This is a genomic window from Neobacillus sp. plas4 (genome assembly GCF_057221695.1).
On record NZ_CM170152.1, the window covers coordinates 2,510,623 to 2,524,950 of the forward strand.

Below are 14,328 nucleotides of genomic sequence, written 5' to 3' on the forward strand. Positions count from 1 at the left end.
GGGGGTTAATATGAGAGCAGCTCAATTGAATACAGTTCCTGAATCGAAGGGACCATGGTACAAGGACATTACAAAGCAGCAATGGAAAGCACTTATTGGAGCATTTCTTGGGTGGGCACTCGACGCTTTTGATTTCTTACTCTACAATTTCGTAATTGTTACATTGATTAAGGAGTGGGGTTTAACCACAGCTAGTACAGGATTAGTAGCTTCTGTTACAGTAGTTGCTTCAGCACTTGGCGGAATGGTTTTTGGTAGGGTCGCCGATCGTTTTGGGCGAATGAAGGCATTAACCCTAACGGTACTAATTTATTCGGTTGCTACCGGGTTAAGTGGTTTATCTCAAAATATTTGGCAACTTATGTTGTTTCGTCTTTTCGTCGGTTTAGGAATGGGCGGAGAATGGTCCGCTGGAGCTGCACTAATCTCTGAAACTTGGCCAAAAGAACACCGTGGAAAAGCAATGTCAATCATGCAATCAGGATATGCATTTGGTGGGTTATTAGCTGCATTGATCGCTGGTCCTATGATTCAAGCATTTGGATGGCGTTCCGTGTTTTTTATTGGGATCCTTCCAGCACTTCTCGTATTCTGGATTCGTAGACATGTAAAGGAACCAGAAATTTGGACAAGTAATGAAGAACAGATAGGAAAGGCAGTAACAAAGTCATCCTGGTTCGATCTATTTCGTGGGAATTTGTTAAAGATGACGATTATCGGTACTCTTTTCTGTATTATTGGTTTGGGTGCAAGCTATCCAATTTCAATTTGGCTGCCAGCATATTTAGGATCACCTGAGGCAGGTGGCGGGGCTGGATTATCGGTTGTTAATGCCTCACTGTATATGATTCCGTTCTATTTAGGCAGTATTGTTGGCTACGTAATATTTGGTTTTCTAAGTGACAAAATAGGTCGGAAAAAGAGTTTTGCTTTGTACTTTTTAGGTGCAGCCATTGCCATTCCTGCTTTTATCCTAGTAGGTGCTGATAATCTTATCGTATTCTTTATATTAATGGCTCTTGTTGGTGTTTGCGCTGTTGGATTTTATGGTGGTTTTGGTACCGTTTTGGCGGAAATGTATCCTACAGCTTTACGTGGCTCAGGTCAAGGATTCGCATATAATTTTGCTCGCGGGGTTTCAGCATTCGCGATCACAGGAGCTGGTGCAATTGCCATGACTGTGGGAATTGGAAATGCTCTTATTTATTCTTCGATACTTTTTATTATTGCAATCTTTGCAACGTTACTTCTGCCTGAAACGAAAGGAAAAGAATTAGAATAAAAAAAGACCTAAGAAAAAGCTTTTAAATAAAAGTTTTTCTCAGGTACAAAAATAAAAAACATACACTTAAATAATAGTACTTTTTCAGAAACATTTCAAGGAAATAGAGAGTATGATGGTCCTTAAGATGGGGGTTGTCTTAAGGATCATTATTAATAATGTACTATTAATATTATATTAAAATATTATTGATGTTCGAAATAGAGATAGAATTATAGGAATAAAAACTAACAAAGAAGTTGGAGGTACACCATGTTTGATAATAGTGATCCACGTGCAACGTTAATTAACAATGCCGTTAAGAAGGAAGTACATACAGAGCTTTCCAATGCGGAATATGGAAAGTTTTATGAAATGGAACCTGCTGAAAAAGAAATTAATTCAAAAACGTGGTGGCTGCGGGGACAGAATTACTTTATTGCATATACAGATGCAGGCAACGGAGCAGAGTTTAAAAGAAGTCATCAAGTAGACGAATATGTATTGATTCTTCCAGATAAAGAGAGTCAAGCGGTGGTAACCTGGGGAAATCAAGAAACAATCATTGATGGTTTTAGTATTGTCATCATTCCACCAGGAGAAAGTGAGATTCAATTACTAAAGGGAGGAAAGGTCATTCGTTTAATTAGCTCAGCGAATACGGATCTTGAAGAGCTCCCAACGAACAAGTCATCCTATCGAGTACCACATCCTAATGTCTCATTACTAGAAACATGGCCTGAACCGAAAGAGGGTTATAGGGTAAGAGCTTATAGTCTGGATGAACCGAAAGAAGAAGGAAGATTTGGACGGATTTTCAGATGCTCAACGTTTATGGTGAACTTTTTAGATCCTTATGAAGGACCACGCGATCCGTCTAAAATGTCCCCACATTCACACGACGATTTTGAACAATGTTCGTTGGCCATTGAAGGAGAGTTTGTCCATCACCTACGCTGGCCATGGTCAACGGATATGGCTCAATGGCGTCCGGATGACCACGAACATTGTGCAAGTCCATCGGTGGCAGTGATTCCGCCTGGAGTTATCCACACGACTCAGGCGATAGGATTAGGAATAAACCAGTTAGTTGATATCTTTTGTCCTCCGCGTGTTGATTTCTCAGAGAAAGACGGATGGGTTCTAAACGCTGACGAATACCCGATGCCATAACATTTATATTCAAAATTTTGTTCGAGAGGGGAATTATAAATGTACGAAAAATTACTTGAAGGTGCCTATGATCTGCATGTTCATACAGGTCCTGATATTAGCAAAAGAAGTTTAGATGACTTTGATTATGCCGAACGTTTAAAGAAAATTGGCATGAAGGGCTTTGGTATAAAGTCACATTATTTTTGTACTGCAGAAAGAGCCCGGCTTGTGAAAAAGATACATCCAGAATTGAATCCGATTGGTGCTATTACCTTAAACAATTCAGTGGGAGGTATTAATCCTACCGCAGTTGAAATGGCAGCGAAAGACGGTGCAAAAATTGTCTGGATGCCAACTTTTGATGCTGAAAATGAAATTCAATATATGTTCAGTCAAACCGGATATGAAGAATTACCGCCATGGGCTCAAGTACAGTTTGAACGTCGCAAACAAGGTAAATCACAAATGGGAATCACCATTCTTGAGGGTGGAAAACTGAAAGAATCCGTTCATGAGGTCCTAAATTTAATATCCGAAAATGAACTTATCCTGGCCACAGGTCATTTAAGCAAACCTGAAATCTTTGCCCTTGTTTCTGATGCTAGGGACCATAATGTAAAAAAAATAATGGTCACACATCCTACATTCTCCTCGATTGCCTTGACTAAAGAGGAACAAAAAGAATTGACAGACTTGGGAGCCTTTATGGAAGAGTGCTTTGGCTGCATCACCCCGGAATACGGAACTACTTGGGAAGAGATATATGAGCATATCCGTTATATTGGTCCTGAAAGAATCATTCTTTCTTCTGATCTAGGTCAAGTGAATAATCCTTTTCCAGATGAAGGACTCGTCACTTTTGTTAAAAATTTATCAGAAAATGGATTTACAGATTCTGAAATTAGAAGAATGACGGTTGAAAACACCACATTTTTTGTAGAGGGATAATCTATTAAGTTATAGAAATTTAACCTTCAAAGCGAGGGGAAAAAATGAATATACTGATCGTTTATGCTCACCCAGAGCCAACATCCTTTACTGGTGCGCTTAAAGATACAGCTGTAAAAGCACTTAAGTCTGCTGGCCATAATGTTGAAGTATCGGATCTCTATGGCGAAAAATTTAATCCAGTGGCTGGGAGGCATGATTTCCATACGGTTTCGAATTTATCCAGATTTCATTATCAGGATGAACAGCTTTTTGCAAGCCAGAATAATGGCTTTACAGATGAAATTGTACGGGAGCAGCAGCGTGTTCGAAAAGCTGATATGATGATTTTTGTTTTTCCGTTATGGTGGGGTGGATTGCCGGCCATTCTTAAAGGATGGTTTGACCGAGTGTTAGCCTATGGGTTCGCCTATGCAGATGGGCAGCGTTTTTCCAACGGACGGTTCTTACATCGCAGGGGAATCGCTTGTATCTCAACAGGAGGTTCAAAAAATCGTTTTTCAGATGCGGATGTTTACGGGGATATTAATAAAGTTCTTTATCCAATTAATCGTTGTTTGTTGGAATATCTTGGCCTCGAGGTGATAGATCCATTTGTTGCATATGCTGCACCAAGAATGGATGAGGAGAATCGGAAAAGATATCTAAGTTCTTGGAAAAGCCAGATTCTTAATATCGTTGAAGATTCAGAATGGCAGGAACGAGTCAGTAACGATTTGGAATTCGAAGAAAGAATGAAAAATAGTAATGAACATGGCTGGAAAATGAATCGGTAGATCTCATTCATTTGAGGACGAAATAATTGCACATAAATGTAAATATCTTCGGGTAAACTATTGAGGTATGGTTTGGATAGAGGATAATGATGCTGGAATTTGAACATTTTCCAATTTAACATTTTAGTAGGAGCCTAGAGGAGATGTTTTTCCATTAGGCTCCTATTTATTTATCATAAACAAAATGGATGGTTAGAATTAAATTTTTAAAGATATTGCGTGTAAGTAAAAATCACGAAATGCTTTTATTATTTTAAGGAAAATAGAGATGTTCCTCCTAAAAAAGGGTATACCATTATGGAAGTATTTATTTAGGGAGGCAAATAAATGAAGTGGAAAGGAAGACGGCAAAGCACAAACATTGAAGACCGAAGAGGAATGGGGATGGGCGGTAAAACCATGATTGGCGGCGGTATTGGCAGCGTCATTGTCATTCTCCTCTTTACATTACTTGGTGGTAACCTTGGAGATTTAGTGGGTAACCCACCACCCCCAAATGGTTCCAATTCAAACGCTCCATTAAATGTTACCCAGCAAGAGCAGGAACTGGCTGATTTTGTCTCTGTTGTTCTGGCGGATACAGAGGATGTATGGTCGCAAGAATTTGAGAAAAGGGGACTAAACTATGAAGAACCTACTCTCGTTTTATTCAGGGGCAGTGTCCAGTCGGCATGTGGAATGGCCAGTTCTGCAGTAGGACCGTTTTATTGCCCTGGTGACCACAAGCTTTACATTGACCTGAGTTTTTATCAAGATCTTAAACAAAGATTTCAAGCACCTGGTGATTTTGCTATGGCATATGTCATCGCTCATGAGGTTGGCCATCACGTTCAGACCATTTTACATACAGCTGACCAAGTATCACCCGAACAGAAGAATACAAATGAATATTCCGTTCGATTTGAATTACAGGCAGATTATTTGGCGGGCGTTTGGGCAAATCATGCTCAAGGAAAGGGCTACCTTGAAAAAGGTGACCTTGAAGAAGCGATGAATGCAGCAAATGCTGTCGGAGATGATACTATTCAGAAGAAGGCACAAGGCTATGTAGTTCCAGATAGCTTTACTCATGGAACCTCCGAGCAGAGGGAACGTTGGTTTTTGAAAGGTTATGAAAATGGCACGATTGAAGGCGGCAATACCTTTGAAGCGGATAATCTTTAACGGATATAAAATTGGTCATCAACTTCATTATTGATGACCTTTTCTTTGCTTTCGATTGAATGATTGGTACTCATCTGTTTCAATTAAAATCATACATATTTCTTTCTGCATATGTGTAACCGATCCACCTTTTCATGTATAGTAGAGTAGAACCTAAAAAACGAATAGTAGGTTTTTAATAGAAGGTGGAGGATATGAATGAGAAGAATTATTTTAACGACTGAGAGTGGTGCTGATTTACCAGTAGAGTTAGCTGACAAACATAATATTCAAGTTGTCCCGATGCACGTGATCATGGATGGACAGGATTATTTAGATGGTTCGTTGCCTGTAACGGATATTTATGATTACTACGAGAGAACAAAGAAAATACCCTCTACCACATCGACAAATTCCCATGAATACCTTGAATTTTTTACGAAGATAAAAATTGAGTATCCTGATTGTACGATCATACATATTGGTTATACTTCAAAGGCGTCTTCTTCCTTTCAAAATGCGATCATCGCAACGGAAGAATTGAACGATATTTTTCTAATAGACGCTTTGAACGTTACGGGAGGATTAACGGCCATTGTGATGTATGCGGTTAACTTGTTAGAAAATGACCCTTCGATTGACCCAGTTCGCTTAGTTGAAAAGATTGAATCAATTGTCCCTAAATCAAGACTTGCTTTTGTTCCCGGAAGCTTAGATTTTTTAAGAGCAGGTGGACGAGTTAGTAATCTAGCTTATCTCGGTGGTGCATTGTTAAAAATAAAGCCCCGAATTGAACTTGTTGATGGTCACCTTGTTTCAACAAAAAAATATCGAGGGAATATGGAAGCTATTTCAGAAAAGCTCATGCAGGAATATTTAAATCAATACAATATTAATAGAGAACAACTTTTTCTCCTATACTCGATCGGCCTTGATGAAAAAATCAAGCAGAGGATGGATGTTGTCGCAAAAGAAGCTGGTTTCGAAAATGTAAAATGGATTGAAGCTGGCGCAATGATATCTACTCATGCTGGACCAGGTGGAGTCGGAATTGCAGGGTTAGAGGTTTAGGAGTACCACTACCTATTAATACAATGAAAGGCTGATTAGATGAAAGTAGCAATTTTTGATTTTGATGGAACTTTATTTCCTAAAGAGACTTTTCCTCTTTTGATGAGTCATTTGAAGAATCATCCGATTCATTTTCAGAAGTATCGGAATTTCTTTCTTAGGATTTTACCGGTTTATCTTGCATATAAATGCAAACTTTATCCCGAACAAAAAATGAAAGAGTATTCCATGCGAAGCTATATTGCTTCTTTTGGTTCATCTCCAAAAACAGAAATTGATCAGTTTTTTTCCCAAATTGGCGGGATTATGAGTCAGAACCTTAATGAAACCATGTTGCATAGACTTGCACAACATAGAAATGATGGCTACTACACGATGCTTGTCTCCGGAGCTTATGATTCACTCCTGTATTCAGTCACGAAAAATGTTAATTTTGATTGTATCATTGGAAGCAGTATCCCGTATCATGATGAAAAACTGAATAAGAACACTCCCGTAAACTATATTTACGGTGAACGCAAAACAGAATTTATAAATGCCCACTTATCGAGTTCCGATGTAGACTGGAAAAATAGCTTTGCATATGGAGATAGTTATAGCGATTTAAATGTTCTTGAATTAGTAGGAAATCCTGTAGCAGTTAACCCAGAACCCCGTCTTTTGGAATTAGCGAATCATAAGAAGTGGGAAATTATAAAAGAACCAGTAAAAAGCCTAGTCTAATCGTTCGATATTAGATTTCTTTTCAAAAAAGAGTCTCAAAGGACATGTTCCCTTGAGACTCTTTTTTACAATATTAATGCCGAATTACGTTGATCCAATTGAACTATTTTTTACATCAACCTTACATAATGTGAATTTTGGACTCTCTAATTTGGTTATTTATGGTATATTTTAGTTTAATAGAAAGGAGATGTAGTTGTGCTCTTGAAGAAATCTTCCATTGCAGGAGAGAAACATGGAGTTTCCTACGTGAATGGAAAAGTGAAATTCCAAGGTGTTTCATTAAATGTATATAGTTACTTCGTAGATGGTGTATTAATCGATACGGGTTCTCAATCTTTACATAAATATTTTCAAACGTTTATTGATGTATCTGATTTTGATCAAGTCATGATTTCACATTTTCATGAAGATCATACTGGCTGCGCGGCTTATATTGAAAAGACAAAGAACGTGCCAATCTATTTACATGAAAAAACGATTGAATATTGTACGAAACGGGCTGATTATCCTTTGTATCGGAAGCTTTTTTGGGGGAGTAGAAAGCCATTTCAGGCTATGGCTATGCCTGAAAGATTTCATCTAGAAATGCAACATGGGAAGTAATTGAAACGCCTGGGCATAGCTTTGACCATAAAGCATTTTTAAATCAGACTACAGGGCAGCTATTTACAGGGGATTTATTTGTACGTGAGCAGACTAAAGTGTTACTAGAAGAAGAAAGTATCCCTGAAATCATTCATTCATTGGAGCGGGTGTTAACATATGATTTTAAAGATGTGTTTTGCAGCCATGCTGGGCTTTTGGAAGATGGCCGTGCAGCACTTGAACGAAAACGTGACTATTTGTTATCCATTCAATATGATGTTTTAACTTTACATAAAAAAGGGGACACAGCTGAAGTGATCCGTAACAAGCTTTTTCCAAAACAATATCCGATAGTAAAACTTTCTGGAGGCGAATGGGATACACTGCATATTGTCAGATCGATCCTGAACGAAAGTAGAGAAGTTAAAAAATAGTAGAACTTTTATCAGCAAATGGGGAATTAGGTTTCCAACCAAAAAAAAAGACCATTTAGATGGTCTTTTAAAAAAGCGAACAAGTATTGAAGGATGAATATTAAGCCTTTCTTCAGGCGAACCGTTTATTTAGCTGTGTACTAAAGCTAGACCCGCAGCGAGCCACGGAACCCTCTGGCACCATAGTAAGAGTCCGCACCGTTGTGATACACGAAGACAGTCTCAAAGCGAAAATCGCAAAAAAGCGCACCGCCAAGTTTTCTAATATCGGGGGGAGTTTGTACCCAGCTTGACGTTTTCTTATCGAAAGCTTCAAGTTTCTGTAACGTTCGATATTGTTCTTCCGTTAATAGTTCAATACCCATCGCAGCTGCCATATCCATAGCACTATTTTCCGGTTTATGTTTTTTTCGAGCATCCAGTGCTTCTCGGTCGTAACAAACACTTCTGCGACCTTTTGGGCTTTCGGCTGAACAGTCACAAAAAATATATTCGTCAGTCATTTCATCATAACCCACAACATCCGGTTCCCCTTCGGTTCTTTCCATTTCATAGAGCGACCACAGCTTTTGAGGATTAGCTTCCAGTTTTGCCTGCACGTTTGCCCACTCAAGATCTTGATGGCGGTTCATGTGTTTCTCAAAACGGGCTTTCAATGTACGAAGTAATTCTTCATGCTGTTCTAATGACAACTCTTTTACATCACTGGTTTTATTACTATTAGTCATATTATTTTCCCCTTTGTTTTTTATCGATTGGTTTATGTATTTGATATTTATTATCGCTATAAAAATAGCCAATTAATCAGCTATGGTCCAAGATTTATTTTATATTCTACCATTACCCTGTTTCAACTAAAAAGCTTGTATTAATGATAATAGATGGCAGACGCTTTCATTGCGAAGGGGTCTGCCATTATTTTTACGATCCTTTTGCACGTCATTACAGATTTCAATGGTCAATTCCGGTCAATTACTTTAACACCTTTATAGTAAACACTCTTGATCTTATTAATATCTGTAATCTCCAGTCCCGGAACACCCTCAGCTACTAAAAAGTTTGCATCTAAACCAACTTCTAATCTTCCAAACTGATTTTGTTTTCCTAATAACTTAGCGGGATTATTTGTTAGTAGCGCTAGAATCATGTTTTCATCGTATTTATGTTTCTTTAAAAGCTGCATCGCTGGCTGTGCAATGAGCATTAAAACATCTGGACCCTTCAATGATTGATTAGAAAATGGCAGCCAGGAAGTTCCTTGGTAAGGAGGTAGATAGGAGTCTGTTGATATCGATACAGGAATTTCTTTTTCGAAAAATTTGAGAATTTCCTCAGGTGAGTTTGGTTTTAAATGTGTACCACCCATTGGTGTGGCAACAATTTCAACTCCTTGATTTGCTGTTAAATCAATTTGCTCATCTGTAATTCCATGTGCATGATGCAGAACATCGACTCCTGCTTCTAAGGCGATTTTGATTCCTTCCTCACCAGCAACGTGGGCACCAATTCTTTTTCCTAAAGTGTGATAAATTTTTACAACCTGTTGCAATTCCTCTAACGTATATATAATATCTCCAGCTCGCGGTACTTCTTTTTCAGTAAAGTTTGCCGGTGTCGCATTGATAAAGATATTTTCACCCGGATAATCACTTTCAAGAGCGATCATTTGTACCAAAACAGGATCGGTTAAATCGAATTGGGTCACTCCTCGCGATTGTGTGATTGACGTGAAATGAGCCAAGTTTTCGAAACCGATGGAAATACTAGTTGTTGCAAAAGAAATATCAAGTGGAAGATCAAGAACGGCTTTTTGATAATCCTCTTTTGAAAAATTACAAAGCGGATGACCGCAGATTTGCTCACCAAGTGCCGTGATACCCGATGATAATGCATGAAAAAGAATAGCTTTTGCAGCTAAAAAATGAGTTACAGGCGTAACGGGATAGAGAGAGGTTGGTGCAAATTCCAATAAGTGAGTATGACAATCGACCAAAGAGGGAGTAATCACATAACTAGAACAATCGACCACATCCATATCTGGGCATCTCTTTTTCAACTTTTCCCTGGGACCAATCTCAGCAATCTTCCCATTTTCGATAACCATTGCTCCGTTTTCCACTGTCTTTAAGTCGCTGACGGTCACGATTTTCTTGCCTCGAATCATATAATTCATCATTCATCACACCAAAAATGGAGTTAAAAAATACCCCAATACACATGCTGTAATAAATCGCAGAATCATCCCGATAATAGCAGCTTCTAACGTCTCTCTTTCATTTAGACTGGATGTTTCTGCCCAGGTGACAGGCACCTGCCCAAAAATAACGGATAACGGCAGCCCTGAATTTGCTAGGACAAAGGAGCCAACGGCCAAACGTGGATCAATGGTGCTAGCTAGGTCCGCTAACTGTGCAACCGCAAGTGTCGGAGCAGCGAGAATGGACACAATTCCGGTAGCTGGCTCAATACTTAAGAAGGTAAGAACAGTTGAAAGGCTTGATTCAATGACGCTCCAAACACCAATGAATTTTAATGCTCCAATAAAGAAAAAGACGGCAGCAACGGCTGGAATAATAATTAAAAACAGCAGTTCGACTCCTTCTTTAGCCGATGAGAAGATGGTCTGTAAAAATTTTGTTGTTGGCGTGAAGCGTGGTAATTCTTCGAGCTCTACTTTCTTGGTATCACGATAAATTGTTCTTGATAAGAGAAAAGGTACGACAATGATGGGAACAAAAATTGAAAGAATGACTAGTGGAAAGGCATTGATGTTGAACGCTGAAAGGGCAATGAGTCCCAATACAAAGGTTGCAAACGATTGCGGCGATTGAATCATCGTGGCTACAGCAATTTTTTGCTCGGCTTTGGTTGAATTTGCTTTGACAAGAATCGGTCCAGAGATTTTTCCGGCCGCGTTAATATCACCGAGGATATTATAAACACTCGGAATGATAACGGCTGGATTGATTCTAAACCATTTCATGATTGGGACAAATAATCGGATTAAACCATCCGTAAATCCTAGACGTTCCAAAATCCTTCCAACGATAACGCTTACAATAATGGCGATTCCTACTTCACTTGTTAGAAAAATATCTACGACGATGGGTTTTACTTCTTTAATAATCGTATCAAAAAGGGCGGAAAGTGAATTTGGTGCAAATAAAAGAAGAATCAAAGACCCAAAGACTAACAATATTCCAATCACTTCAAAATGATGCCACTTTGATCGCGGTGATTTTGAAATTGGTACTTGTTCCTTCTCCATACAAAAACCTCCTGACATTTTATATATACATTATGTCTGGGCGGAAAATTGGTGTTTGTCAGAAGGGAGTATCGGTTAAATACAAAAAACCGTACAGTTCTTACAAAAAAGTGTACAGCTTCTACAAAAATCCATACAGCTTCTACAATATATACATGCAGCTATAATTAAAATTACAGTCCCGTGGCGAAGCTTACTCTTCATTTATTGTAGAGTAAGTTTTTTTTTCAAAATTTGCTTGACGGAACGACAAATAATGGAATATATTTTAATTAACGATTAACAAATTGTTAATTAAAGGAGCGATGTAGATGAAAACCAATCAACAATTTACCACACCAGATGGATATACGAGTGATATTGCTGTCTTTACAATTACATCAGAGATTATTGGGGAGTATAAGCCGCCGCTAAAAACATTGAAAATAATGCTGATAAATCGTAGTGAACGTGATCATGAAGGCAATCCCAACATTGAAGCAGGGAAGTGGGCGCTGCCAGGGGGATTTGTTCGCCCTGGCGAGACAGCGATTCAAGCAGCAGAACGCCGGCTATTGGAGGAAACAGGTGTCGGGAGATTAAAAATTAAACATTTTGGCACCTACGATAACCCAGGAAGAGACAGCCGGGGATGGGTTATTTCAAATGCACATTATGTTATTGCCAAGGAATCAGCTTTAAAAAGTCGGAAAACAACCAATGACGCAGCTGATATTCAACTATTTTCGATTGAAGAAGCCCTGGGTCTCGGGCTTGCTTTCGACCATCGCCAAATTATAGATGACGCGATTTGGTTTATTCGCAAGGATATGGCGCTAACCACCCTCGCAAAGCATTTTTTACCTGAAGAATTTGTGCTTTCTGAATTGCAAGGGGTTTTACTAACAGTTTTGGATGACCCGTCAATCTCGACAGATGCTGCATTTTATAGAAAAGCACCAACACTTCCGTTCCTAGAAGCAGTGTCAGAAAACGGAAAGCTGAAGAAATCCAATCGTTATTCGAAAACACCAGCACAGCTTTACCGCTTTAATGAAGTTCAACCGATTGTATCCGTCTATCGAAATAAACTACAAGGATAAGGGAGAGAGTGTAATGGGAATATTTCAAAACTGGTCACGTTTTGAAATGGGCTGGTTGTTTACATTTACTTTGGTGAACTTGTATCTATTTTTTGCATGGGAGGACTCGCTTATTGGCTTGATCTCCTCTCTCAGTGGCATGCTTTGCGTAGTTTTAGTAGCGAAGGGGAAAATCGCAAACTATTACTTTGGTGTTGTCCAAACCTTAACGTACGCTTATATTGCTTATGGTTATGGTCTTTATGGTGAGGTGATGTTAAATGCACTGTTTTACTTCCCAGTTCAATTTATCGGGATCTATTTGTGGAAAAAGAATAAAACCGTGCAAGCTGTGAAAGGGGAAGATGTAAATGTTCAAAGTCTGACAAAAAAAGGTTGGATTTATACGATTGCATCGATTGTAATCCTTACCGTAGTTTATGGATTCTTCTTAAAATATCTAGGCGGAAAACTTGTTTGGACAGATTCAGCCACAAATGTATTATCGATTGCTGCACAAATATTGATGTTGAAGCGGTTTGCGGAACAATGGCTGCTTTGGATCTCTGTTAATATCTTATCGATTTTTTTATGGCTAACAGCTCTCCTCACCCAAGGTGGAAATGACTTTTCAATGTTGGTCATGTGGTCAGCATTCCTAATCAATAGCATTTACGGATATATCAACTGGAGAAAACTATACAAAAAACAGGTAAAGGAGGCGGCTTAAATGACAGTCGGTTTTTTCGGAGGGAAATTCCTGCCACTGCATCTTGGTCATGTGTATGCCATCGTTCATGCTTCAGCAATCGTTGATGAACTTTATGTGGTTTTATCTCATAGCGAAATTCGTGACAGAGAGCTGTGCCGGAATACGAAAATAAACTTTATTCCCGCTCAAATACTTTTGCGCTGGTTATCCCAACTAACAAGAGATATGCCACATGTAAAAGTAGTTAGCATTGAAGATAATCAAGATAATGATAACTATAACTGGACAGAAGGGGCACAATTAATTAAAAAGGCAATAGGAAAACCAATTGATTACGTTTTTAGTTCCGAAATTGAATATAATGATATTTTTAAAGAATTATATCCTAATGCCATCCACAAACTGATTGATCCAATGCGTACCCATGTGAACATTTCAGCCACTGCGATTAGGAGAGAAGGGGTGTTCCGTCATTGGGAGTTCATTCCTGACCTCGTCAAACCCTATTTTGTAAAAAAGATTGTTGTGGTGGGAACAGAAAGCTGCGGGAACTCAACGTTGACGAGAAACCTAGCCAGGATCTACAACACTACTTATGTAGAAGAATATGGCCGAACACTCTGTGAAGAATTAGGCGGCTGTGATGGGATCATGATAAAAGAAGATTATCAAAAAATTGCCTATGGACACAAAATGGCGGAATACAATGCCATTGAGAAGGCAAATAAAATCGTCTTTATAGATACAGAAGCGATTGTGACGCAATTCTACTCAAACCTCTACAATGATGAACATCAACCAGTGCTGGATGAAATTGCAAAACTACAAGACTACGACCTTTGGTTATTCCTAGAGCCCGATGTAAAGTGGGTAGATGATGGGTTAAGGGTTCATGGGGAAGAAAATGTCAGAGTTAAAAATAATCATGACCTTAGGAAATTATTAGATCGGCAAGATATTGAGTATAAAATCTTAAGCGGAAACTATGAAAATCGATTTAATGGTGCTATAGAAAGCATTGAAGGATTAATGCAGTAGAAATCACACTCAGGCACTACCAAAAAGGAGAAGGGTCCCACCAAAGAGACACGGCATAAAATGGTGTCTCTTTTTGTGTATTTTCAGAATTTTTTTATTTAAATATATTGACAGTAAAATAAATATTATTTATTATAATAATCAGATAAA

At 38.6% G+C, this 14,328-nt stretch carries 13 protein-coding genes and 1 pseudogene; 11 read left to right on the top strand and 3 right to left on the bottom strand.

Features of this window, described 5'->3' with window-relative positions:
• Positions 1 to 10 precede the first annotated feature (10 nt).
• From AC2TFD_RS12520 to AC2TFD_RS12555, 8 genes and pseudogenes are all read left to right on the top strand, one after another.
• Positions 11 to 1,282 (top strand): MFS transporter, encoded by a 1,272-nt coding sequence (locus AC2TFD_RS12520; protein ID WP_484675795.1) that lies wholly within the window; start codon positions 11 to 13, stop codon positions 1,280 to 1,282.
• Between the two features lie 252 nt (positions 1,283 to 1,534).
• Complete coding sequence (locus AC2TFD_RS12525) at positions 1,535 to 2,434, top strand: cupin domain-containing protein (protein ID WP_484675796.1); 900 nt, start codon at positions 1,535 to 1,537, stop codon at positions 2,432 to 2,434.
• A 39-nt stretch (positions 2,435 to 2,473) separates the two neighbouring features.
• The gene (locus AC2TFD_RS12530; RefSeq protein ID WP_484675797.1) at positions 2,474 to 3,364 is read left to right on the top strand and encodes a DUF6282 family protein; all 891 of its coding nucleotides are present in this window, start codon (positions 2,474 to 2,476) and stop codon (positions 3,362 to 3,364) included.
• A 44-nt stretch (positions 3,365 to 3,408) separates the two neighbouring features.
• Positions 3,409 to 4,140 carry an NAD(P)H-dependent oxidoreductase gene (locus AC2TFD_RS12535; protein ID WP_484675798.1) on the top strand — a complete coding sequence of 244 codons (732 nt, stop codon included), beginning with the start codon at positions 3,409 to 3,411 and terminating at the stop codon, positions 4,138 to 4,140.
• Between the two features lie 327 nt (positions 4,141 to 4,467).
• Positions 4,468 to 5,304: a KPN_02809 family neutral zinc metallopeptidase gene (ypfJ, locus tag AC2TFD_RS12540; protein ID WP_484675799.1), complete on the top strand. Its 837-nt coding sequence runs from the start codon at positions 4,468 to 4,470 to the stop codon at positions 5,302 to 5,304.
• Between the two features lie 198 nt (positions 5,305 to 5,502).
• Positions 5,503 to 6,354, top strand: coding sequence for a DegV family protein (locus tag AC2TFD_RS12545; protein WP_484675800.1), 852 nt, complete (start codon positions 5,503 to 5,505; stop codon positions 6,352 to 6,354).
• A gap of 39 nt (positions 6,355 to 6,393) precedes the next feature.
• A complete protein-coding gene (locus tag AC2TFD_RS12550) occupies positions 6,394 to 7,077 on the top strand; it encodes an HAD family hydrolase (protein ID WP_335567626.1) in 684 nt (227 codons plus the stop codon).
• 198 nt (positions 7,078 to 7,275) lie between these two features.
• Positions 7,276 to 8,099 (top strand): annotated as a pseudogene (locus AC2TFD_RS12555) (MBL fold metallo-hydrolase).
• A 146-nt stretch (positions 8,100 to 8,245) separates the two neighbouring features.
• Here AC2TFD_RS12555 and AC2TFD_RS12560 read toward each other — a convergent pair.
• The 3 genes from AC2TFD_RS12560 to AC2TFD_RS12570 form a co-directional block, all read right to left on the bottom strand.
• Positions 8,246 to 8,827, bottom strand: coding sequence for a DUF4256 domain-containing protein (locus AC2TFD_RS12560; protein WP_484675801.1), 582 nt, complete (start codon positions 8,825 to 8,827; stop codon positions 8,246 to 8,248).
• 230 nt (positions 8,828 to 9,057) lie between these two features.
• Positions 9,058 to 10,272, bottom strand: a complete 1,215-nt coding sequence (locus AC2TFD_RS12565; protein ID WP_484675802.1) for an amidohydrolase family protein — start codon at positions 10,270 to 10,272, stop codon at positions 9,058 to 9,060.
• A gap of 6 nt (positions 10,273 to 10,278) precedes the next feature.
• Positions 10,279 to 11,367 carry a hypothetical protein gene (locus AC2TFD_RS12570; RefSeq protein WP_484675803.1) on the bottom strand — a complete coding sequence of 363 codons (1,089 nt, stop codon included), beginning with the start codon at positions 11,365 to 11,367 and terminating at the stop codon, positions 10,279 to 10,281.
• Between the two features lie 311 nt (positions 11,368 to 11,678).
• Between AC2TFD_RS12570 and AC2TFD_RS12575 the strand changes: the two genes are divergently transcribed.
• From AC2TFD_RS12575 to nadR, 3 genes are read left to right on the top strand one after another with little or no spacing between them, the layout of a single operon-like run.
• Complete coding sequence (locus AC2TFD_RS12575; RefSeq protein WP_484675804.1) at positions 11,679 to 12,449, top strand: NUDIX domain-containing protein; 771 nt, start codon at positions 11,679 to 11,681, stop codon at positions 12,447 to 12,449.
• Positions 12,450 to 12,462: 13 nt separating this feature from the next.
• On the top strand, positions 12,463 to 13,158 hold the full coding sequence (gene pnuC, locus AC2TFD_RS12580; protein WP_484675805.1) for a nicotinamide riboside transporter PnuC: 696 nt from the start codon (positions 12,463 to 12,465) through the stop codon (positions 13,156 to 13,158).
• Positions 13,159 to 14,178, top strand: a complete 1,020-nt coding sequence (gene nadR / locus AC2TFD_RS12585) for a multifunctional transcriptional regulator/nicotinamide-nucleotide adenylyltransferase/ribosylnicotinamide kinase NadR (RefSeq protein WP_484675806.1) — start codon at positions 13,159 to 13,161, stop codon at positions 14,176 to 14,178.
• Positions 14,179 to 14,328 lie beyond the last annotated feature (150 nt).